The 23,260-nt window shown below is 42.2% G+C and carries 16 protein-coding genes; 8 read left to right on the top strand and 8 right to left on the bottom strand.

What is annotated here, in order from left to right:
* Positions 1–20 precede the first annotated feature (20 nt).
* The gene (locus ACLCDL_RS11430; RefSeq protein ID WP_423148431.1) at positions 21–1,181 is read left to right on the top strand and encodes a PRC-barrel domain-containing protein; all 1,161 of its coding nucleotides are present in this window, start codon (positions 21–23) and stop codon (positions 1,179–1,181) included.
* A gap of 341 nt (positions 1,182–1,522) precedes the next feature.
* Here the strand turns inward: ACLCDL_RS11430 and ACLCDL_RS11425 are convergent, their stop codons facing one another.
* Positions 1,523–2,089 (bottom strand): arylesterase, encoded by a 567-nt coding sequence (locus ACLCDL_RS11425; protein ID WP_423148430.1) that lies wholly within the window; start codon positions 2,087–2,089, stop codon positions 1,523–1,525.
* Between the two features lie 213 nt (positions 2,090–2,302).
* Here ACLCDL_RS11425 and ACLCDL_RS11420 point away from each other — a divergent pair, with 213 nt between their 5' ends.
* The 6 genes from ACLCDL_RS11420 to ACLCDL_RS11395 all read left to right on the top strand — a co-directional run bounded on the left by ACLCDL_RS11420 (position 2,303) and on the right by ACLCDL_RS11395 (position 11,372).
* The gene (locus tag ACLCDL_RS11420) at positions 2,303–2,992 is read left to right on the top strand and encodes an ABC transporter ATP-binding protein (protein WP_479725325.1); all 690 of its coding nucleotides are present in this window, start codon (positions 2,303–2,305) and stop codon (positions 2,990–2,992) included.
* On the top strand, positions 2,992–5,535 hold the full coding sequence (locus ACLCDL_RS11415) for an ABC transporter permease (RefSeq protein WP_423148429.1): 2,544 nt from the start codon (positions 2,992–2,994) through the stop codon (positions 5,533–5,535). Before ACLCDL_RS11420 ends, ACLCDL_RS11415 begins: the two co-directional genes overlap by 1 nt.
* Positions 5,536–5,664: 129 nt before the next feature.
* On the top strand, positions 5,665–8,415 hold the full coding sequence (locus ACLCDL_RS11410; protein ID WP_423148428.1) for a family 78 glycoside hydrolase catalytic domain: 2,751 nt from the start codon (positions 5,665–5,667) through the stop codon (positions 8,413–8,415).
* Positions 8,416–8,563: 148 nt separating this feature from the next.
* Positions 8,564–9,130, top strand: a complete 567-nt coding sequence (locus ACLCDL_RS11405; protein ID WP_423148427.1) for a carboxypeptidase regulatory-like domain-containing protein — start codon at positions 8,564–8,566, stop codon at positions 9,128–9,130.
* 20 nt (positions 9,131–9,150) lie between these two features.
* Positions 9,151–10,776 carry an outer membrane beta-barrel protein gene (locus ACLCDL_RS11400; protein ID WP_423148426.1) on the top strand — a complete coding sequence of 542 codons (1,626 nt, stop codon included), beginning with the start codon at positions 9,151–9,153 and terminating at the stop codon, positions 10,774–10,776.
* Positions 10,761–11,372, top strand: a complete 612-nt coding sequence (locus tag ACLCDL_RS11395) for an outer membrane beta-barrel protein (protein WP_423148425.1) — start codon at positions 10,761–10,763, stop codon at positions 11,370–11,372. Before ACLCDL_RS11400 ends, ACLCDL_RS11395 begins: the two co-directional genes overlap by 16 nt.
* 67 nt (positions 11,373–11,439) lie before the next feature.
* Here ACLCDL_RS11395 and ACLCDL_RS11390 read toward each other — a convergent pair whose 3' ends face one another.
* Together ACLCDL_RS11390 and ACLCDL_RS11385 are read right to left on the bottom strand one after the other, a co-directional pair.
* On the bottom strand, positions 11,440–11,907 hold the full coding sequence (locus tag ACLCDL_RS11390; protein WP_423148424.1) for a hypothetical protein: 468 nt from the start codon (positions 11,905–11,907) through the stop codon (positions 11,440–11,442).
* A gap of 62 nt (positions 11,908–11,969) precedes the next feature.
* The gene (locus ACLCDL_RS11385) at positions 11,970–12,326 is read right to left on the bottom strand and encodes a hypothetical protein (RefSeq protein ID WP_423148423.1); all 357 of its coding nucleotides are present in this window, start codon (positions 12,324–12,326) and stop codon (positions 11,970–11,972) included.
* Positions 12,327–12,602: 276 nt separating this feature from the next.
* Between ACLCDL_RS11385 and ACLCDL_RS11380 the strand changes: the two genes are divergently transcribed.
* Positions 12,603–15,044 (top strand): glycoside hydrolase family 95 protein, encoded by a 2,442-nt coding sequence (locus ACLCDL_RS11380; protein WP_423148422.1) that lies wholly within the window; start codon positions 12,603–12,605, stop codon positions 15,042–15,044.
* Positions 15,045–15,206: 162 nt separating this feature from the next.
* Here the strand turns inward: ACLCDL_RS11380 and ACLCDL_RS11375 are convergent, their stop codons facing one another.
* The 5 genes from ACLCDL_RS11375 to ACLCDL_RS11355 form a co-directional block, all read right to left on the bottom strand.
* Complete coding sequence (locus tag ACLCDL_RS11375; RefSeq protein ID WP_423148459.1) at positions 15,207–16,892, bottom strand: TonB-dependent receptor family protein; 1,686 nt, start codon at positions 16,890–16,892, stop codon at positions 15,207–15,209.
* Positions 16,893–17,783: 891 nt separating this feature from the next.
* Entirely contained in the window at positions 17,784–19,559 is a 1,776-nt protein-coding gene (locus tag ACLCDL_RS11370) for a hypothetical protein (RefSeq protein WP_423148421.1), read from the bottom strand.
* A gap of 304 nt (positions 19,560–19,863) precedes the next feature.
* A complete protein-coding gene (locus ACLCDL_RS11365; RefSeq protein ID WP_423148420.1) occupies positions 19,864–20,859 on the bottom strand; it encodes a sugar phosphate isomerase/epimerase family protein in 996 nt (331 codons plus the stop codon).
* 90 nt (positions 20,860–20,949) lie between these two features.
* Positions 20,950–21,744, bottom strand: coding sequence for a HEAT repeat domain-containing protein (locus tag ACLCDL_RS11360; protein ID WP_423148419.1), 795 nt, complete (start codon positions 21,742–21,744; stop codon positions 20,950–20,952).
* Between the two features lie 51 nt (positions 21,745–21,795).
* Positions 21,796–23,214 (bottom strand): DUF7133 domain-containing protein, encoded by a 1,419-nt coding sequence (locus tag ACLCDL_RS11355; RefSeq protein WP_423148418.1) that lies wholly within the window; start codon positions 23,212–23,214, stop codon positions 21,796–21,798.
* Between the last annotated feature and the right edge of the window lie 46 nt (positions 23,215–23,260).

The following is a 23,260-nucleotide window of genomic DNA, read 5'->3' as shown; positions in this document are numbered from 1 at the left end:
ACCAATAAAAACCTAAAATCATGACTTCTAAAGAAAACTACGAATCTGATCGTTTAAAGGAATTAAGCGGAAGTAATTTTGAAATTACTGAAGGAGAACCTGATATCCGGGGCTGGACAGCGAAGAACGGTCGTGGTAAAATTATCGGTAAGGTTAAGGATCTTTTGTTTGACACCGAATCGGGTAAAGTGCGATATATTATACTCGATCTGAAAGAGAATGAACTCCACCTCGAAAGCCGGAAGGTCCTGGTTCCGATAGGGATAGCAGAACTGCATGATGCCCATGATAATGTGATCTTTCCGGGAGTTATGGCGAACGAGCTGACCTCTCTGCCTACCTATGAAAAAGGAATGATCAGCAGGCAGGTAGAATCGTCCGTAAGAGATGCTTTTGGAAGCAGGGTGGAAGCCGCATCTGATGACAGTAATTTTTACAATCACCGGCATTTTGACCAACATAATTTATATCATCGCAGGCAAAATAAAGACCATTTCAGGGAAGAAAAACCACAAACAGTCATCGGTATTTTCCGTCACACTGAACATGCTGAAGCTGCGGTTAAAAGCCTGAAATATGCTGACTTTAACACAGAACATATAGACATGTCAGACGATACTGATTCGGATAGCGGCATTTCCGGATTCTTTCATTCCTTGTTTAGCAGTGATGAAGATAAAGTTCGCAATTATACCGAAGCAGCGAGGAATGGAATTGTGGTAACAGTGCATGCGCAATCCGCAGAAGAGGCAGAAAGAGCCGCACAAATACTCGATGAAAATGGAGCAATTAGTGCGGATGGTAATTCCTCAGATCATCCCCACACAATTATACAGGAACCAACCGGAAAAAGCAGCAGCTATCATAGTAAAATCATCGATCACCCTTTAGATCAAAATTATCGCTTACGCTCAAAACTGGCTAAACCCGGTACTTCCAGCCAGCCCACCAATAGTGGGGTTACAGGAACTTTTCAGGAAGGTTCTATCGATATAATTGAGCATAAAGAAGTTCCGGTAGTTGGAAAAGAAGCCCGGATGGTTGAACAGGTTTCTCTGAATAAAGAAATTGAAGAAACAGATGAAACAATTAAGGATAAACTCAGAAGTACAGATGTAAAAGTTGAGCGAATTACTCCACGAACCCAGCGAGGTGATGACGATCAAAACTGGCGATTATAATATTGCCAGTTTATATACGAATAAATAACAAGCTGAGAAATTCAGCAAATTGGAAGCGGGTGGTTTAATTGCAGATAATTGAATGCAATAAAGCTGCCCGTTTTATTTTTATTACATTTTAAAGAAGAGGACAACTAGGAAACAGCTATTTAAGATTTGTCGTCATCGTGTAAGGGTGCCTCGTATCCGTAACAAAGAATAAAAATCACAGAAAGGATAATCAGGATAAAAAGTTCCATAATCTTTCTTTTTTATCCTTATACTGAAAGACTTGCTGTAAAGTTTCTTAAATAGAGGAGCTTATAAAAGTTTGTTTTGGCTTCTTTTACTGCTCTATTAATTTACAATAAAGGCTGCAAAACTTCCCAAACGTTATTAGCAACAATTTTATATCCTTTCCCGGTAGGATGAATGCCATCACGTAAATTAAGATCTACATTTCCCGCAACGCCTTCAAGCAGGAACGGCACAAAAGCCATGTTATTCTTTTCAGCGATCTTTCTGAAGATGACCCGAAACTGTGAAGCATAGGTGCCACCCATGTTTGGAGGCACCTCCATGCCAAGCATAACCAGTTGAGCTTCCGGATATTTCGCTTTTACCTTATCAACAATAGATTGCAGGTTATTAGCCGTTTCAGTAACCGGAATACCACGGAGTCCGTCATTAGCTCCAAGTTCTAACACAAAAACATCTACCTTTTGCTTCAGCAGCCAGTCAATTCTGTTTTTACCTCCGGCCGTAGTCTCACCGCTTAGGCCTGCATTGATCGCTTTGTAGGGAAGGTTCAGAGAATCTATCTTTTGCTGGATTACAGCCGGAAATGCTTCTGAAGGATCATCAAGTCCGTAACCGGCTGTAAGGCTGTTGCCAAAAAAAAGAATGTTTTTTATTTCAGTTTTATTCATCTTTAAAGTATCACTATCTGATTTTTGTTTCCCTTCGGCAGTCTCACCGGAGTTGTTATTACAAGACAACAGGGCCAAACACAAGGGAAAACAGAATATTAAGAACGTACGCATAGTAAATTTTTGAATCAAAGTAACAGTATTTTTAAACATGTGTCTAACATTTAAGTTTAGCTTTATGCTGTTTACATAACAAATTCTAACACTAAAATTGTGCAGAGTATTCTGAATATCCAAAATTTAAACAAAACATACCAAAGTGCCGGCAGGACTTTAACGGTATTGAACGATATCAATTTTACCATTGAACCCGGTTCTGCTGTTTCTATTGTTGGTCCCTCAGGCAGCGGTAAAACTACGTTGCTGGGTTTATGCGCCGGCCTTGACCGTTCTACCAGCGGAACAGTTGAACTGAACAGTATACGGATAGACTCGTTAAGCGAGGATGAAAGAGCACAGGTTAGAAACCAGTATGTCGGTTTTATTTTTCAGAATTTCCAGTTGTTGCCCACGTTAACGGCACTTGAAAATGTAATGGTTCCTCTGGAGTTACGGGGAGAAAAAAATATCAGGCAACGTTCTTTAGACCTTCTTGACAAAGTAGGCCTTGCTGACCGAGGCCATCATTATCCGGCCCAGCTTTCTGGCGGAGAGCAGCAGCGTGTTTCTCTGGCAAGGGCTTTTTCCAATAATCCAAGAATTTTATTTGCCGATGAACCAACAGGAAATCTCGATGCAGAAACAAGTGAGAAAGTGGTTAAACTGATTTTTGATCTCAACCGTGAGGCCGGTACTACCTTAGTTCTGGTTACCCACGATATGGACCTTGCCTCTAAAACACAGCGGATTATCCGGATAAAAGGCGGTAAACTGGTTGCTGATGATACTTTGATTAAGGCCTGATGGAGAATAGCAACCCTTTAAACTTTCCCTGGCTGTTACAGATGGCATGGCGGGACAGCCGTCGCAACCGATCCCGTTTATTGCTGTTTATTTCCTCTATTATCATCGGTATTTCAGCATTGGTCGCTATTTATTCTTTTGGCGACAATCTTCGTAAAGATATCGATGAGCAGGCTGCTACCCTTATTGGTGCTGATCTTGTTATTTCAACAAATAAGATTCCCGCCGCTAAAACTGTTCAATTTCTTTATTCTTTAGGTAAAGAGCGGTCTGAGGAACGAAGTTTTGCTTCGATGATCTACTTTCCTAAAAGTAAAGGCACTCGTTTGGTAAATATCCGTGCGCTGCAAGGTAATTTTCCCTACTATGGGAAATTAGAAACAACACCCAAAGAAGCAGGAGCAAATTTCAGGCATGAAAAAGAAGCATTGGTGGAAAAAACCCTCATGCTTCAGTTTAACGCACAGGTTGGCGATTCCATTAAAGTAGGCGAAGTAACCTTTCGTATCGCCGGGATATTAGATAAAGCACCGGGGCAAACAGGATTGTCTACCAGTATTGCTCCGGTTGTTTACATTCCCTTGAAGTATTTGAACCAAACAGGATTGGCCCAGAAGGGAAGCAGGATCAATTATAAATTTTACTATCAGTATAATCAGTCGGTTAATGTAGAGAAGCTGGTTAAACGAATTGAAAAAAGACTGGAAAAGGAAGGTCTGGATCACGACACCATTGAATCTCAGAAAGAGCAGACAGGCCGTTCTTTTGCCGATTTAACCCGCTTTTTATCTTTAGTAAGCTTTATTGCTCTTTTACTGGGGTGTATCGGAGTGGCAAGCGCTATTCATATTTACATGCGTGAAAAGATTGCCACTATTGCAATACTACGTTGCCTGGGTGTAAAGGGAAAGCAGGCTTTTCTCATTTATTTAATACAGATTGCCGGAATTGGGTTGATCGGTTCTCTTCTCGGAGCGATAATAGGAACGATTGTTCAACAAGTATTGCCGCTGGTATTAAAAGACCTGTTACCTGTTGAAATTTCGAATGATATTTCCTGGGTAGCTATTTTACAGGGAGTAGGACTGGGCCTTATTATCTCCATTCTTTTTGCTTTACTCTCGCTGATTTCTATACGAAATATATCACCCCTGAATACGCTGCGTTTATCTTATGAACATCTCAGCTTATTCAAAGATCGTTTAAAAGGGCTCGTTTATCTTCTTATCCTTCTGTTTATTTTTATCTTTAGTTACTTTCAGTTAACAAGCTGGATAAAAGCTGCTTATTTTACTTTAGGAGTAGTCTTTTCATTTGCAGTATTATCCGCATTGGCATGGCTTGTGATCAACCTGGTTAAACGGTTTTTCCCATCTTCGTTCAGCTATGTATGGCGGCAGGGACTTGCAAATTTATTCCGGCCGAATAATCAGACACTGATACTGATTGTCTCTATCGGTCTCGGAACAACCTTTATCTGTACCCTGTTTTTTATCCAGGATATCCTTCTGAAACGAGTTACGCTTTCTGCAAGCGGTAATCAGCCTAACATGGTTCTGTTTGATATTCAACCAAATCAGAAAAAGGATATTGCCAATTTAACGCGGGAGAAGCAGCTGCCTATTATCCAGGAGGTTCCTATCGTTACCATGAGGGTAGAAGAAATCAACGGTTTAACTGCGGCTGATGTAAGAAAGGATTCCACTCTTCAAATTTCTCCAAGAGCTTTTAATTCTGAGCTACGAGTTACTTTTCGCGATTCGCTGACCAGTTCTGAAAAGATCACCGAAGGAAAGTGGAGCGGAAATATTGCGAAGGACGGAACTGTTTACATTTCACTGGAAGAAGGGTACGCAGAACGCACGCATATAAAAATTGGCGATAAGATGGTTTTTAACGTACAGGGAGCACTCATCCCAGCGGTAGTAGGCAGCTTCAGGGAAGTAGACTGGAATCGCATTCAGACCAATTTTCGTGTAGTATTCCCCAAGGGAGTGCTTGAGGATGCACCTCAGTTTCATGTATTGATTACAAGGGTACCTTCTACAGAAGCATCGGTTGCTTTTCAACAGGCTGTTGTTCAGAGATTCCCTAATGTCTCCATTATCGATCTGGATCTGGTATTAAGTGTTTTAGATGAAATTCTTAATAAAATCGGATTTGTTATTCGTTTTATGGCCGCGTTCAGCATTCTTACCGGACTGATAGTACTTGTTGCATCAGTGCTAATCAGCAAATACCAGCGTATACAGGAAAGTGTACTTCTCAGAACCCTGGGTGCAAGTCGAAAGCAGATTCTTTTTATAACCGCGCTCGAGTACTTTTTTTTAGGTGCTTTGGCATCTCTTACTGGTATTTTTCTTTCATTCATAAGCAGCTGGGCGCTTGCTAAATACAGCTTTGAAACTGAATTTCATCCGGAGTTATTGCCGGCTTTCATTATATTCCTGTTGGTGTCTGCATTAACCGTTGCGATCGGTTTAATAAACAGCAGGGGGATTTTGAATAAGCCGCCTTTGGAAGTATTAAGGAGAGATGTGTAGAGTGGCTATCTAAAGTAAATACAGGCTCAGTTTACAAAATTGTGCTAATTCAGGACAGTACAGGATGCGCATAATAAACCTGTTATATATAGTTGTAAATACCAGTAACTAATTATAAACCTTCTGTAAATGAGACAATTTAAAATTTATTGCACTGCATTTTATCTTTTTCTGCTTAGTTGTTCGTTTGTTTTACCTGCCTTTTCTCAAAAACTAAAAGTATATGATTTAACCTGCGAGTATCAGAATAATCCTTTAGGTATTGATGTAGTGAACCCGCGTTTATCATGGAAACTGCAATCCTCAGATAAAAATATACTTCAAAAGGCTTATGAAATACGGGTTGCTAATACTGCGGAAGCAACTGAGAAGGGAGAAGCGCTTTTGTGGAAAACAGGAAAAGTTAATTCAGATAAATCAATACATATACAATACGAAGGGCCGGCTTTGCAGTCGAGGCAAAAATGTTTCTGGCAGGTTCGGGTTTGGGATAATCAGGGAAATGTGTCACCCTGGAGTGAAATCAAATCCTGGGAAATGGGATTATTATCTGCAGATGCATGGTCGGCCAAATGGATTCGGGGAGAAAGAAAAATTGCTGAAGATGGAAAACGCCCGGCATCTTTATTAAGAAAAGGCTTTCGCCTTAAAAGCCCGGTAAAAGCTGCCCGTTTATACATTACTGCACACGGAATATACGAAGCTGAATTTAATGGAAAGAGAGTGGGAGACAGCTACCTTTCACCCGGTTGGACCAGCTACCGCAAGCGTTTGCAATACCAGGTTTATGACGTAACGGATTTAGTAAAGCAAGGAGAAAACGCTGCAGGAGTTTCAATCGGTTCGGGTTGGTATGCAAGTTATATGCCTTTCAGCGACCGTAAAACTAATTTATATGGAGATGATTTATCCCTGCTTTTTCAGCTGGAGGTGCAATATGAAGATGGAACGAAAGACCTGGTAACATCGGACAGCAGCTGGAAAACAACATCCGATGGGCCTGTTCGTGCTTCAGAGATTTACGATGGCGAAATTTACGATGCACGCATGGAAAAAAGTGGCTGGAGTTCTGCGGGTTTTAGTGACAGCAGCTGGAAAATGGTAACGGTAACTGATTTTGATAAAAACAATCTGGTAGCCATGTCCGGTCCTCCGGTAAGAAAACAGGAAACCTTTAAAGCGTTGAAGATATTTAAAACACCCAAAGGGGAAACAGTTGTCGATTTTGGACAAAACCTGGTGGGCTGGGTTCAGTTAAAGGTGTCAGGAAAACCCGGCGAAACCATTACTATTCATCATGCAGAAGTTTTAGATAAAGCCGGAAATTTTTACACAGATAATTTAAGGTCTGCAAAACAGGAAATAAAATATACGCTTAAAGGGGGCAAACCAGAAGTTTATGAGCCTCATTTTACCTTCCAGGGATTCCGTTATATAAAAATTGATGGATTTCCCGGGGAGCCAAAACCTGAAAATTTTACCGCTATTGCCGTTTATTCAGATATGAAGCCTGCAGGTACTTTCAGCAGTTCTAATGCGCTTCTTAATCAGTTGCAGCACAATATACAGTGGGGGCAGAACGGAAATTTTGTTGATGTGCCCACAGATTGTCCTCAGCGGGACGAACGCCTGGGATGGACAGGAGATGCACAGGCGTTCTTCCGTACTGCAACCTTTAATCGCAATGTTGCAGGTTTTTTCAGTAAATGGTTGCAGGATGTAAAGGCGGATCAGCATGAGAACGGAAGCATACCCTGGGTTATTCCGCAGGCTTTTGACGGCGATGGTTCTGCCGGCTGGGCGGATGCAGCTACAATAATTCCCTGGCAGTATTATAAAGCCTATGGTGATAAACGTGTGCTTGAACAGCAGTATGAAAGCATGAAGAACTGGGTGAATTATATCCGGCAGAAAAGTCCCGAAGATTTATGGAATACCGGCTTCCACTTTGGCGACTGGCTATTCTACCGCCCGGATGATGATAACGACGGCCGTGCTGCTTTAACCGACAAATACCTGATTGCACAATGTTTTTATGCCCATTCAACACAGCTTTTAATAAATGCTGCAAAGGTGCTTGATAAAAAGGAAGATGTGCAAACGTACAACGGTTTACTGAACAGGATAAAAAAGGCATTTGTAAATGAATATCTGACTCCAAACGGCCGTTTGGTTTCCGGATCGCAGACAGCTTACGTTTTAGCATTAAACTTTGATATGCTACCGGAGGGATTACGGGCACAGGCAGCAGAAAGATTAGTAAAAAATGTAAAAGATTATAACCATTTAACAACAGGATTTTTAGGAACGCCATACTTATGCCAGGTATTAAGCAGGTTTGGTTACCGGGACGTTGCTTATTCTTTGCTGCTGCGGGAAAGCTATCCTTCCTGGCTGTACCCGGTTAAAATGGGGGCTACTACCATTTGGGAACGCTGGGACGGACAAAAGCCTGACGGAACATTTCAAACTCCAAATATGAACTCGTTTAACCATTACGCATACGGAGCGATAGGCGACTGGATGTATCGGGAAATTGCAGGAATCAGAGAAGACGAGGAAGTTCCGGGGTATAAAAAGATAATTATTGCACCTCATCCCGGTGGAAGTCTCAGCAATGCTTCTGCTGAATACGAAACTTTATATGGAACTGTTAAATCAGCATGGGATATAAAGGACGGTAAATTTATTTTGAATATTACTGTTCCAGCAAATACTACGGCAGGCGTTCATTTACCCGGTGCGTCTTCTGCAAAAGTTGCAATTGATGGTAAAGATATCAGCACAGCGAAAACGATAAATAACGTTTCCAAAAACGCTGATGAGCTGCAGTTTACTGTAGGTTCCGGCTCTTATCAGATTGAGTATAACCGGAAGTAATTTGAAGGTGTTCGATCATTAGGAGAGCTGGCTAGATGAGAGTTTAGCTTACGGTCATTGAAGAGATTCAGGGTGATAATAATTTTACTTTCGTTTTAATCTTTTCTACCAAGATTAAACTCCTTGTGCTTTCTGCCGTCATACCGCCATGAAATCTCTTTTTGCGGCGTTTATTTTTTTATTCGCCTTTGCAAAATTTACCGACGCACAAACAGTAGTAGTAAAAGGGCTTGTAGCAGACAGCAGTAGTCGTGAACCATTGGTTGGAGCCAGGGTGAGTCTTACCGATGTAGCGAAAAGTACTGTATCGAAATCAACTTCTGCAGATGCAAACGGAGGTTTTGTGTTTGCCGATGTTACTCCGGGTTCCTATCAGTTAGAGATAACCTATATCGGGTATGGAAGGTATCAGCGAAATATCACCATAAAAAACGCTGCACTTGATTTAGGCGCTATCTTACTTACGGTAGAATCGTGGCAGCTGCAGCAGGTAACAGTAGTAGGGCAAACACCGCCGGCAACGGTAAATGGTGATACTGTTAGCTATAATGCCCGTTCCTATAAAACCAATCCGAATGCAAATACGGAGGAGCTGGTCAGAAAAATGCCGGGAGTAACGGTAGAAAACGGAACTGTTACATCACAGGGTGAAGATGTTCAACAGGTATTGGTAGACGGAAGGAATTCTTCGGACAGGACGCTACTGCTGCACTAAGAAATCTTCCCGTCGAAGTTGTGGATAGAATTGAAGTCTATAACAGGCAAAGTGATCAGGATCGGTTTTCAGGCTTTAACAGCGGCGAAACCACCAAGACAATCAATATTGTCACCCGTGCTGATCGTAGAAACGGACAGTTCGGTAAAGTGTTGGGCGGGTACGGAAATGATGAACGGTATATTGCAGGAGGTAACATAAACCTTTTTAACCAGGATCAGCGAATCTCCGTTATCGGTTTATCAAACAATATTAATCAGCAGAATTTTTCTATGCAGGATATTGCCGGAGCACTCGGTTCTAATGGTGGACGAAGAGGCGGCGGAAGGGCAGGAGGAAACATGCGAAGGGGCGGTTCGGGAGGAAACAGAATGGGTGGAGGCGGAGCAGCATCCAATTTTCTGGTGGGTCAGCAAAGTGGTATAACCCGTACTAATTCCATAGGAATTAATTACAGTGACTCGTACGGTAAGAATTCAAGTATCATCGGAAGTTATTTCTTCAATAACAGTAATAATACGAATGACCAACTGCTTGAGAGAAGTTATTTTACAAGTGAAGAACAGTTATATAATGAGAGTAATTATTCAGCAAATAACAATTTCAACCATCGTTTCAATTTACGTTTAGAACATAATTTTGATGATAAAAACCAACTGGTTTTTACACCGCGAATAAATTTACAAACAAATCGTTCGGAAAATAATAGTAACGGGAGTACAATGCTTCAAAATACACTTCTCAACCAATCAGGTAATAATTCGAACAATAAAGTTTCAGCTTATACCGTTTCCGGCGAAGCACTTTTCCGGCATGCCTTTGAAAAAAGAGGAAGAACGTTTACCATCAGCCTCAGCACTGATCTTAATTCCAGGGAGGGAAAGAATAATTTAACAGCTTTAAATCAGTTTTATCAAAACGATGCGCCTGCCACAGAACAGATCAATCAATTAACAGATAATAATAGCAATACCAATACTATCACCGGAAAGATCAGTTATACCGAACCGGTAAGCACAACAGGTGTTCTGCGTTTTAGTTACAATGCTTCAACCCGTAATGGTAACTCCGAACGTACCAGCTATACCTATGATCCCGTTACAAATAGTTACTCAGAATATATAGACTCTTTATCAAACGGTTTTAATAACGATTATTTTACCAATCGTTTCAGCACCGAATACCAATTCAGAAAAAACAAGATCCAGTTCAGCGCTGGTATAAATTATCAGAATGCCAACCTTCGCAGCACACAGATTTTTCCTGAAACTGCTCGTTTTAACCGCAGTTTTGATAATATACTTCCATCCCTTCAGTTTAGTTACCGGCCCGGGAGAGGTAAAAATCTACAGATAAACTACAGGACGAATGTTTCTGCACCTTCTATACAGGATCTGCAGAATGTAATTGATAATACCAATCCCTTATTTCTCGATGCAGGAAATCCTGATCTGAAACAGCAGTATAATCATAACATAATTGCCCGGTATAACAGCGTGAACCAGCAAAACAATCAAAACTTTTTTGTTTTTCTCAATGCCCGCTTTACACAGCAGTATATTACCAATGCGACTTTTCTGGCTGCGGCCGATACCACCCTTAATGGAATTTTTTACGGCAGGGCGTACAGTTGTCACAGCCGGTAAACGTAAGCGGTTTCGAATCATACCGCGGAGTAATGGCTTATGGTTTACCCCTTACTTTTATGAAGTCAAACCTTAACCTGAATGCTGACATTGGATATACTATTAATCCCGGAATAATAAATAATAGCGAAAATAAGTCGAGAACCTATTCCGGAGGTGCCGGCTTTGTGCTGTCAAGCAATATTAGCGAAAGAATCGATTTCACCCTTTCTAACAATATTAATATTAACAAGGTGACCAATAGTTTGCAACGCCAGTTGAACGATACCTACCAGATCTACCGCGGATCATTCCGGTTTACATGGACAACAAAAAAAGGATTTATTCTGGATAATGATCTGAATTACCAGCAATATAACGGCTTAGGTAGCGAATTTGATCAGCGGTTTACTTTATGGAATGCCGCCGTCGGCCATACGTTCTTTAAAGATCGAACAGAGATTAAGCTGAATGTGTTCGATATTCTGAATCAGAATAACAGCATCAGCAGGTCGGTAGAAACAAATTATATTCAGGATATGAGAAACACCTCTTTAGGCCGGTACTTTTTATTGTCGTTTACATACTATTTGAAAAACTTCAAAAGCAAATCCTGATGTTATTATTATGGGTTTATTAGTTAAAAAGCGGTATCCGGTGCGAATGCACCAGATACCGTAATAATTAAACAGGCTTAATCAAAGAAGCTATTTCTCTTTGCCAGTTATCTGTTTTATCTGAAATCTGTTTCAGGTGCATTTCGTTGTCGACCCTGCTTTCATAAAAAGGAACGTTTATTTGTTTGTTTTTATCTGTGAGCACCAAACATATTGATTGTACCATTCCTTCATGTTCTTTACGTACGATTTTCACCTCTTTATATGAATCCAGATCTACAACAAGTTCAGGTTCACCTGCGAGTGTGTCTGCAAAGATTAATGTTCTTTTTACTGAATCAAGTGCAATGATCTTATGCCCTAAAAACTCTTCTTTGTAAATGGTTAAATGATATTTGGAAGCAATATGTCCGAGCTTCTGTTTCATTTTCTCTTGTTTTCTCCGTTTAGTCTGACGGTTTATAATTACTATCGGAAGCATAATTACAGCCAAAAAAATAACAAGAGTGAGTATGTTTTTTACTATTTCACTCATTTTATGTGTTTTTTAATATGAAAAATCTGATGTTTAAATAATGTTAAAAGAAATCAGAATTCTCACCAGAACACATGAAAGGGAAATAAGATAAGACGATAAAATTCAGCGCATATGGATTCAGCCAGAAAGACTGAGATCCATAAAACTACAAAGCCAGTTGCGAGCTCGGGTAAGATAGAGGCAACCCTGGTAAAACCGTAATACGCTTTTACTACCCGTTCAGCAATTGAATGCGCATACGCTGCATTACTAAGGAAAAAAGCATAAGGATAGTTAGGTGATGTCTTTACCGTCTCGGCAGCTTCAGTTTTTGCCGCATTCGGCTGCTTATAGCTTGTGTTTTTTAAATTGCTTTCAACAGGTTTGTTTAAGGCAATAAAAAGCAGAAAGAGCTGAAGTAAATTTATAAGCACCATCAAAGATAAGGCTTATTTCAATATGGCCTTGAATGTATTAATGAAAGAAGAGCATACCAGTATTCAATAAACAGTGTTATCTTTTGTAGTTTTCTATTTCTTGAAAAAAAACTTTATGTTCTAAGTCCTGTTTCCTTTAAATTTTCAAACAATACTAAGGTGCATTTGAAAAAAATATTTTCTGTTATCATTCGGTAACTATTTCAATATATGCCTATGTTTAGTAGCAATTTTACCATTTTAGCAAAATAAACTATTTAGTTAAACAGGATAGGTATGACAGATTTTTTGTTATTATTCCAATTTAAAAAGTGCCTTTTTTTTCTTCTGACACTCATAACCGTTTCTGCGTTTGCACAAAACGATCTAAAACTCTGGTACAAAGAACCGGCTAAGGTCTGGACAGACGCGATGCCATTGGGAAATGGCCGCTTGGGTGCCATGGTTTACGGAGGAGTAAATGAGGAACTCATTCATTTAAATGAAGAAACGCTGTGGTCCGGAGGGCCTGCCAACCTCAACCCAAACCCCGAAGCGCCAAAATATTTAGCACAAATCCGGGAAGCATTATTCCGGGGAGATTATGCTAAAGGTGAAGAACTGTGCAAAAAGATGCAGGGCCTGTATACTGAGTCGTACATGCCTTTGGGAAATCTGATCATCAAACAGCACGTTGCCGGTAAGCCTGTATCGTATTACCGGGATCTTGATATTTCCACTGCTGTCAGTTCAACAAGGTTTAAAATAGGAGATACGGAATATACACGGGAAGTTTTGGTATCCGCTCCAGATCAGGTGATCGTGATACGGATAACAGCTGACAAGAAAGCGAAACTGAATTTTGACGTAGTCACCAACAGCCTTTTAAGGTTTACCCACCAGGTGACAGGTAAAGATGAACTGGTAATGAAAGGCAAGGCGCCTTCGCATGCCGATCCAAATTATGTAAACGACAAACCTGAACCGGTTCAATACGAAGAGGCAGGAAGCTGTCGCGGTATGCGTTATGAGCTTCGGGTAAAAGCAAAAAACAAGGGAGGGGAGGTAACAACAGATACTGACAGACTGCATGTTAGAAATGCGACTGAAGTAGTGCTGTATGTTTCGGCGGCTACCAGCTACAACGGCTTCAACAAATGCCCTGATAAAGAAGGGAAGGATGAATCTGCTATAGCTGCATCTTATTTAAATAAAGCATTCAGGAAAAGTTTTGAAGATATTAAAAAAGAACACATTAAAGATTATCAGAAGTATTTTAACCGGGTCACTTTCTCCCTGAATAACAATGCCGGGTCATCGCTTTCTACGCTGGAACGTTTAATGCGCTATGCCGATGGTGCTTCTGATCCCTCTCTTGAATCTTTGTACTTCCAGTACGGCCGTTACCTGCTTATATCCTGTTCCAGGCCGGGAGGAATTCCAGCAAATCTTCAGGGCATCTGGAACCCTATCTTAAGAGCCCCATGGAGCAGTAATTTTACAACAAATATCAATCTGCAGATGAATTACTGGCCTGCAGAGATGCTGAATCTGTCGGAGATGCACCTCCCCTTAATGGAATTTATTAAAGAAACTGCGATAACCGGAAAAGAAACTGCCCAAAACTTTTATAAGGCACGGGGATGGGCCGTTCACCACAATTCAGATATCTGGGCCACCTCAAATCCGGTAGGCGATTTGGGTAAAGGCAGCCCTACCTGGGCTAACTGGACAATGGGAAGCCCCTGGCTCAGTCAGCATTTATGGGAACATTACAGTTTCAGCGGGGATAAAACGTTTCTTAAACAGACAGCGTATCCGCTGATGAAAGAAGCCGCTTTGTTTTGCCTCGACTGGCTAGTAGAAGATGAGAACGGTTACCTTGTTACCGCTCCTGCTTCTTCTCCGGAAAATGTTTTTATTACAGAAAATGGCGAAAAAGGAAGTATATCGGTTGCTACTACAATGGATATGTCGATCATCTGGGATCTGTTTACCAACCTGATAGAAGCCTCGGAACAATTGGGAACAGATGCTGAATTCAGGAAACTGCTGATAGAAAAGCGGAGTAAATTATACCCCTTACAGGTGGGGCGTAAAGGTAACCTGCAGGAATGGTATAAAGACTGGGAAGAGGCCGAACCACACCACCGTCATGTTTCACACCTGTTCGGTTTGCATCCCGGAAGGCAGATATCTCCGCTTACTACTCCGCAATTTGCTGCAGCTGCAAGAAAAACCCTTGAACTGCGTGGGGATGAAGGAACAGGCTGGAGTATTGCCTGGAAAATTAATTTTTGGGCACGGCTTCACGATGGTAATCATGCATACAAACTGTTGAGGAATTTATTACATCTCACAGGCGTTGAGGGGACGAATTATTCCGGTGGCGGTGGTTCTTATACCAATCTTTTTTGTGCTCATCCACCTTTCCAGATCGACGGCAATTTTGGTGGAATTTCCGGAATGGGAGAGATGATGCTGCAAAGCCAGGAAGGGTTTATTCATTTGCTTCCTGCAATTCCTGACAGCTGGAAAGATGGCAAAGTTACAGGTATGCGGGCAAGGGGAGGTTTTGAAGTAGATATGGAATGGAAAGATAATAAACTTCTGGCCGCCACTATTTACAGTATTAACGGAGGAGCATGCAAAGTATACTATGGTGATAAGCTGATCGGGCTTCAGTTAAAACCCGGCCAGTCTCAGAAGTTCGATGCTAACATGGAGTTGATAAAGTAAGGGAAAATATTATAGTTCTTTTATTCTAAACATAAAGCCGTCATTCCCACGACAGGAGGAATCTTTGTGATAGGAGCATGGCTCTTATGGTCTTCCCTGAGGAATAATGCTTTGACTCCACTTAGCAAGACGTATAGTTTTTGTTTGTAAGGGAACTTTATATTACAGTTTAATTCCCAAACCAACATTAAATGTTCTGCCTTCTGCCGGTAAAATACCGGGCCCGGGATACATGTTTATCCGCCTTGTAAAGTATTTGGCATCTGCAATGTTGTTTACATTCGCGGTAATGTGATAGTTTTTCAAAAAACTCCAGGTAAATGCCCAGTCTAATACAGAATAAGCCGGAACGATACCTACAGAACCGATAGCATTCTGAATTGTATTTCCGGCATCGCTATAACTTTTGCTTACATAACTTAATTGCAGCGTAGTGGAAATGTGTTTATTTAAAAACGATACGCCTGTGCGGTTAATCCAGTCAGGAGTTCCTTCCACACGATTCCCTGCAAGGGATTTATTACTGCCAGACTGATTCAGCATACCGGAAGTATAACGGGCGTGTGTGTAAGATAATGAATTAAATACCTTCATGTCGACCATCTGTGTATTCTTAAATAACAGGTTTTTAAGAGACAGCTCTGCATATGCTTCAACTCCTTTAGCAACCGCATTACCAATGTTGGTAGTAAAAAGATGCGCAAGACCATCGCTTCCTGTCTGGGTCAGTAAGCCCACACGATTTCCGTAGTACAGGTAAAAACCGTTAACATCAAACCGGAAGAAGGGAGACAAATGTCCACGATAGCCTAAATCGATATCGTAACCTTTACTATCTTTTAAGTTCGGATCGATCACATCTAACCGGTCGGCAGGGGTTACATTTGCATATATATAAGGCCGGTAAGCCTGAGAAATATTACCGTATAGCTGAGTTTCATTACTTACCTGGTATTGCAGGCCCGTACCAAATAAAGGAAAGTTTCGGTCGCCGGTATAATTAACGGGAACAGATGCATTATTTATTACTCCTTTTAATGAAGTTTTTATTATCTCGTATCTAAAACCGGGAGTTATTGAAAAACGGGAACTGAGCTGGAATATATTCTCAGCAAAAATAGCGTAATTATCGGTGTGGAGGCGAAGGTCAATGCCATAAGCTCCATTCAGACTCAGATCAAAGTCAGTGCCGGCAGTTCCTTGTCCTTTCTGGCGTCTCTTGGTTAGTTCGGTAAAATACCGTATTCCACCGCTTAAGATGCTTGTTAAATTTCCTATCCGGTATTGCTGCAAAATACGAGCTTCGGTAGTAAACCCATTGTAGTAATCCCGATCTACCTGGCGGGGATTGTATGAATTAAGGGTTAAATTGATGGTATCCGCTACATTGGGAGCCGCAATAAACTGAACGCTGCTTCTTTCGCCAAAAAGGCTGTGAGCACTTATCTGCAGTTTGGTTGACTTACTAAGATCGTAATTAAAAATTAAAGCGGGAATATTGATTATTGGCCTGAAATAATTTCTGAAACGGGTGCTTTGTCTTGAATCCTGATTAAATTGTTCGTCCGTTAATCCGCCTGCAATTTGCTGCCGGTAGTTCATTCTTGAAAACTGAAAGCTTAAACTACCTTTCTGATTGAACTGATAGGTTAGATTTGAATAATATGCCTGGTAATTAAAAGCGGCGTTGTCTCGCCAGCCGTCACCATTCCGCTGATCAAAATAGGCGTAATAGATCCAATTTCCGCTTTTACCACCAATAGCATTGAATGAGTTAAAGAATTTGTCAGAACCTGCTGTCTGCTCACTTTCTATGCTGAATTGTCGGGTTGTATCCGCTTCTTTCATCACGTAATTGAACATTCCGCCAAACTGGCTTCCAAATTGCAGTGCTGCTGAACCTCTTACCAGTTGCATCTCGCCAACGCCCTGCATCGGAGGAGTATAATGAGCTTCAGGATAACCAAAAACATCCGAATTGATATTGTAGCCGTTCTGACGCATGTTCATTTCTATGGAGCGATGGGCGTCAGTTCCGCGGGTTCCTATGTTTATCTGTGTTCCCGCTCCATCCATTTCCCATACATTTATTCCCGGAATTTCTGAGACAGTCATCCTGGTATTGTTTACAGCCAGATTTGACTTTCCGGATTCGAGGTAAACAACATTTGTTTTTTTACCCGAGTAAACAGATACTCCTTTTATGTCTGAAAGATGATGCGGACCGGTTCCGCGAACTGTAATACTATCCAGGGTTGTTGTATCCCTGTTTTGTGCTAAACAGAATTGAGCAGATAACATAACAGATACAAATGAAAGAGCGAATACAGGTGAAATTTTCATGAGGTTTATTTTATTCTCAATACCGGCAAAAATAAAAAATACCTGCATTTATTCCTGTATGAATCTGATTCAAGTCTGTCTCATCCTGATGTATCTGCAAGAAATTGTGTTATCAGACTTACAGATTTGCCTTAAGAAAGTTTGAACGAACATAAGCCTCATTCCGGCGATAGGAGGAATCTCAGGGATAGTAGCAGTGCACATATGGTTTTCCGTGAGGAACAATGCTTCGACTCCGCTCAACATGACGTAAGTTTATCAGCAATTAAGCCTGATCTTTTATTCTTTTGTATCAAGACAAAAGGAAAATAGTTATAAATCACTACTCTTACAAACAAGTCCTAAAAACAGAAAAGCCCCGGTTATTACGGGGCTTTTAAGGATGAGTAAGTACCTTTATTTTATTTTTCCTTTATAGGTTCCTGTAATATTTCCGCCGGCACCGTAAACTTTTCCTTTGATCTGCACAGAGCAGTCATCGCCTATAAATTCAATAGTACCGCCGTTGAACGTAAAATCCCTGTCAATTTCAAGATTTCCTCTTACTTTAAGTACTGAACCGGAATTCAAGGTCATGTTTCCTTTAACAACCAGGTCAGCTGAGGTAAGCATCTCTACATTTCCGTTACTGTTAAGCGTTAAAGTTCCCGCTGTTAAATCACCTCCAACTTTTAATGTTTTATTCACATTCAAAGTACCGTTTACCGCAAGTGAGCCATTCACATTTAACTGTCCGTTTGAATTGATATTGGTGGTACTCAAAACAAGCAGCGATCCGCAATAATCAAACACATCGTTTACATTCAATCCTCCCAGCATAGCTGATCCGCGGTAATATTCTTTTGAACCCGAATTGTTATTATACCAGCCTAAAGGATTGGATGCAAGTACAAGGCGGCTTTCACATGAAGGAGTAGTAGCAACCGGAGGCGCAACCGCCTTACTTTCCAATTTGTAAATCTGTAAGCCTCCTTTTCCTGATGCAACAAAAATTAATCCATTGGCAGCTTTTACATAATTGGCCGAACCAGTAACATCCGCAATACCCATGATTTCAAGCCCTGTCTTCTGGCTGTTAACTCTCGACACTACCAGTCCGGCAGCTCCGTTAGCGCCGTACACATAGTTGTCGGCAACAGAAACTGAATTGGTATAAATGTCTTCCTGTGCAATGTTTTCAATAACAGAGGGCAGGTTAATAGCATCCAGCTTTGTACCGGAAGTTGAACTCCACATGGTAATACCGGCAGTTCCGTTAGAAAGCAGAATAGCATTAGCCGTTGCCGCGATGTTTGATTTGGCATCTGAATTAATTCCGGCAGGAACATCCGAAGAACGTTTCAACTGGTAAGTAGTTCTGTCGTAAACTCCCAGGGTTTGTTTCGCAGCACCTGCATAGGCACCCGAAAGAACGGTAAACTCAGAAGAATTAACAGCAATATCCTTTGCTCCGTCAAGAGCAATAGTTTTCTTCACTGTCAGACTGTTTTTGTCAATGACAGAAACACCTCCGTTTGTATTTCCACTGGTAACAAAAACGTCATTATCGCTTATACTTACACTGTTAGCTACATAGCCGCCTAATTTTACATTCGTAATTTGATCGGTTAACAAGCCATTGCTTATGCTGATGCGGCTTACTACTGCGGGAGAAGTAAAATCAGGATTTTGATCAATATTAACAGCACCTGCAATATATAGATTAGTATTGTCTGATGTTACAGAGCTGATATCAATGCCCGGAGTAACTGCGCTTTGCAACAGTTTGGGTGTGGCATTGGTAATGTCAAGTACATCCACAGCGCCTAAATACGTTTCACCCTGGGTATTGTAGGATACGTAGGCACGGTTGCCTGCTATAGCTACTTCGGTAGCCTGTAATGTCTTTCCCTCGTATTTAGGGGCTTCTACTTCCGCAACCAGCTTCAGATTATACCCTGATGAAATATCTGTAGAAGCAATCCTACCCGGATTCTTCAGAGACATTAATCGCTGATCGCCGTAATTAACCACCGGCACAATTTCACCATCAGGATACGTTTTTAACCGGTTATCCGTTTCGGTATTCAGAATTACCTTCCCCGGATTTAACTTAGTCTCTTTTTTACACGACACAATCATTCCCATGGCTGTTACACCAAGGACTGCTGCATAATAGTACACTTTCTTCATCTATTCTTCTTATTAATTGGATTTACTCATCAAAATCCGTTTTCACATACGGTAAATGGGGCGAAAGGTTATAAGATTTGGTGGTTTTTAATTTAAATTTTTATTTGAGGATGGAAGGATCGGGATGTGTTTGGATGGATGTCTGGACAGGACGTTTTTTGTTGGAAATGAACATGCAGCGTCATTCCGACGATAGGGAGGAATCTCAGGGATAGTAATAGTAGCAGTGTCTGGTTATCCTGGTGAATAATGCTCCAACAAGCGCAGGATGGGCAATGACACTCATCGCCCATTCCTACACATTCTAAGCATTTAAGGCTTTTCTTGCATACTCCACACACTTGATGGTTTCTTTAACCGCGTCAGAACCTTCCGGGATCTTGTATTCCAGTTCGATAGTGGCCGGAAAAGTGTATTTATTTTTCTGCATGAGCTGAAGAGCCTGGATGATAGGCGTATCGCCTTCGCCCCAGGGAAGATTTGCACCACCATGCGCTTTGTTCTGCCGGTCCTTTACGTGCATGCTTTTAATATGCTGATGGTATTTTTTAATTTCTGCCAAAGCATCGTAGCCGGCAGCGGTATAATGACCCATGTCCAGGTTCATAGCGTTGTAGTCTGACTGCTGCATTGACTGATCCCAGAACGTAGGAGTCTGCTGTTCGTGCCCGTGATAGGCAACATACACACCGTGTTTTGCAGCCATTTTACCCAGGCGTTGCGTTTGAGCCGGATCTTCCGGCATTTCTACCGTAACATGGCTGGCTCCCAGCGCTTTTGCTGCTCTTAATGCATAATCAATTTCGGCATCCGTGTTATTTACACTCAGGGCATTGGGTTTATAAGCATAAATCATAACCCCCGCATCCTTATACATTTTCCGCAGGGTTTCAAACTTATCCATGGATACGGATGCTCTCCAGTCTGCCGCTTTTTTAGCAGCTTCCGCAAATGCCGCTTTTTGTTCCGGGGTCCGGTCAGCTGGTTTTACCCAGGGGCCATTGGTGCGTGGACTTGCAGGAAGGCCGGCAAAGGATTCGGCAGTGTTGCCCATCAGTTCGATGGCGCTGATATTACAGTTAACCGCATACTTCAGTACACTTTCGGCATCGTCCGGAAGGCTTCTCCAGGAGTATGTTATGGCACCAACTTGTACACCGTTAAACATGGAATTTGGCTTGCCCAGATTTTTAATGTAGGCAGGCATACCGAAGCCGGATTTGGAAGTTAATGCAATACCGGCAGCTGCCAGTACTGCAGTACCCAGAAACTTACGTCTGGATAGGTGCTGATCTTTCATGGTTTTATTGGTTATGGTTTATCCAAGTTAAAAATAATACCCCAAAAGGTTCGGCAGCTATTCGAATTGTTACGCTTGCTGCTTAGCGTTTTAATTTGTTGAAGAAGAAGTAAGCGCTTCTAATTCTGACACTTTCCACGGACTTGTTTTTGATGGAAACTGCTCCCTTACTTTTTTTATGTCTGCCGCCTGTATTATTACGGAAGACGGGTTTCTTCTGCCACGCGTATTTTCAGTAAATTCATGGCGGGCATAGCTTAATACCGAGGCAATCCATTCATCCGTATTATCTTTCAGTGCAGGCATGTCTGCCGAATAAGTTTTACCTTCAACAGGCCCAGTTAAGCCGTGTAAAAGAATACGGATAGCAATCTCTTTATCGCCGGTAAGGTGTTTAGACCCAATCAGGGGAGGCGCCGCCGCACTGGCAAGGCCTTTTCCATCGGCGCCGTGACAGGCAGAGCAGAAACCTTTAAAGATAACGGCACCATCCATCACCAGCTTCCTGTCTGCAGCAGAAAGATTGGCGAGCTTTCTGCCGTATTTTTTAATATCTTCATTTTTATCTACGCTCGCCTTGGCAGCCGCAAGCATTTGGTTATTGGGGTTTTGCGCAAGGATCTCCTGAACGATCTGTATTGCCTTTTCATTTTTACTTGCTGCTAAGGAGAGTACCAGTTGTGTTTTAACGTCAAAGTTTTCGTCAGATACCATACCCGCCAGCAGGCTGATCATTTCCTCATCCTGCTGTTTTATATACGGTTCGCTGATCCAGATCGCTGCTCTTCGTACCTGCGGGTCCGTATCTTTCATCGCCGTATGAAGTATCTCTTTGTCGATGGCATTCAAACCCTCCAGTGTCCACAGGGCGTGAAGCCGGCCCAAGGCTGAAGGTTTTTGTTTGAGCGAGCCCGGAAGGCCCGAAGCAATCTGTTTTTATGCCGGAACAACCGAGCGGTCGCCGAGGATAACAAGCTGCTTCTGCGCATTGTCTCTCCACCAGCCATTGGGATGATCGAGGTAGTTTACCAGCGTACCGGCAGGAACATCCAGCAGGTGGGGCTTCACTGTTTTTTTCTTATACCCTTCATGAACCAGGCGCCAGATGCGCCCCCGCTGGTTAATTTTATCCAGTCCGTACTGCTCAATTTTTCCCCGCAGGTAGCTTCCTTTCGGAGTCCATTGCGATTCCTGTATAATGCCCCTGTTCATGTCCACTACATAAAAGTTGCCGTCAGGCCCTGTATAGGTGTTAACCGGCCTGAAATAAAAGTCGGTGCTGGATATAAACTCTTTGTTGCCGTACATTTTCTCGAGGTAGGTTTTCCCTTCCCGGTTTACAACTTTGGCACGGCGTATAATACGGGCAACAGGCTCAGCAATCAAATAATCTCCCACCAGATCTGCCGGAAGGTTATTCCCACGGAAAATAGACTGGCCGTTAGCGGAAGTAACATGGTTCAGAGTGCTGTCTGCCCGCAGCCTTTTAAGTCCGCCCTGCGCATCCTGGTTCGAAATAGCCGACCAAACCGCTCCAAAACTTTCCTCATTGTACGCATCCGCAAATTCCAAAGCCCCGTAAGCGGGGTTGATCTGGAAGCCCGACCCCGCATTCTCACCACCTGCCCGGCTAAAGAACAGGCGGCCGTAATTATCATGCGTTAATCCCCACTGCCCATTTGATCCGCTGGGGAGAGAATCGGGCTGCAGTATCCCGCCCACGTACCGGAAACGTACCGGGTCAACCGTCTGGTAAATATAGTTATCCAGGTTCCAGTCCAGACCGCTTCGCTGATGTTCAAGGTTTCCCGGAGCCACTTTTCCCGGCGTATATACCGGCTTTACCTGATCGGCAACGCCATCACCATTGGTATCCTTGTAACTGAAAATATCGTAGGTGTCGGTCTCGTTCACCAGCAGCTCGTGGTTTACGCATAAAAGCATCCTCGGCAACAGCAGCTTATCAATAAAGACAGAACTTTTATCCATTTTGCCGTCGTTGTCGGTATCCTCGAGCAACATCACACGGCTTATTTTATTTTTAGTGCCGCTGCCGTCGGCATCCTGGGTATAGGTCTCCATTTGTGCCACATACATTTTCGCATCGCCGTCCCACGCTATAGCTACCGGCTCGTGTATCATCGGCTCGCTGGCCACCAGCTCCATGTGATAGCCTGCGGGAACCCGGAAAGCTTTCTGGCTTTGTTCAGGCGTAAGCGGAACGGTGGAAGGATCTGTTTGTACCGGTTTATTTAAACTTGCCTGCTCATCGGCAAGGGTAGGCATTTTTACCTTGCAGGTATATGCCAGGATCGATACACCCATCAGGCAGTATACCAGGTTCTTACTTTTCATGTTGGTTTATTGGCTGGTTAATCAAGGTTTAATATAAGATAAAAAA

The sequence above is a fragment of the Rubrilithobacter danxiaensis genome (assembly GCF_047272945.1).
GTDB lineage: Bacteria > Bacteroidota > Bacteroidia > Sphingobacteriales > Sphingobacteriaceae > Rubrolithibacter > Rubrolithibacter danxiaensis.
Note: the sequence above shows the minus strand (reverse complement) of the source record. Positions and strands in the feature narration are given on the sequence as shown.

Coding starts and splice junctions, on each gene's coding strand:
- ACLCDL_RS11380 (WP_423148422.1), top strand. CDS start 12,603: ATGACAGATTTTTTGTTATTATTCCAATTTAAAAAGTGCCTTTTTTTT.
- ACLCDL_RS11410 (WP_423148428.1), top strand. CDS start 5,665: ATGAGACAATTTAAAATTTATTGCACTGCATTTTATCTTTTTCTGCTT.
- ACLCDL_RS11375 (WP_423148459.1), bottom strand. CDS start 16,892: ATGAAAGAAGCGGATACAACCCGACAATTCAGCATAGAAAGTGAGCAG.
- ACLCDL_RS11425 (WP_423148430.1), bottom strand. CDS start 2,089: ATGAATAAAACTGAAATAAAAAACATTCTTTTTTTTGGCAACAGCCTT.
- ACLCDL_RS11405 (WP_423148427.1), top strand. CDS start 8,564: ATGAAATCTCTTTTTGCGGCGTTTATTTTTTTATTCGCCTTTGCAAAA.
- ACLCDL_RS11385 (WP_423148423.1), bottom strand. CDS start 12,326: ATGGTGCTTATAAATTTACTTCAGCTCTTTCTGCTTTTTATTGCCTTA.
- ACLCDL_RS11415 (WP_423148429.1), top strand. CDS start 2,992: ATGGAGAATAGCAACCCTTTAAACTTTCCCTGGCTGTTACAGATGGCA.
- ACLCDL_RS11430 (WP_423148431.1), top strand. CDS start 21: ATGACTTCTAAAGAAAACTACGAATCTGATCGTTTAAAGGAATTAAGC.
- ACLCDL_RS11355 (WP_423148418.1), bottom strand. CDS start 23,214: ATGAAAAGTAAGAACCTGGTATACTGCCTGATGGGTGTATCGATCCTG.
- ACLCDL_RS11365 (WP_423148420.1), bottom strand. CDS start 20,859: ATGAAAGATCAGCACCTATCCAGACGTAAGTTTCTGGGTACTGCAGTA.
- ACLCDL_RS11370 (WP_423148421.1), bottom strand. CDS start 19,559: ATGAAGAAAGTGTACTATTATGCAGCAGTCCTTGGTGTAACAGCCATG.
- ACLCDL_RS11390 (WP_423148424.1), bottom strand. CDS start 11,907: ATGAGTGAAATAGTAAAAAACATACTCACTCTTGTTATTTTTTTGGCT.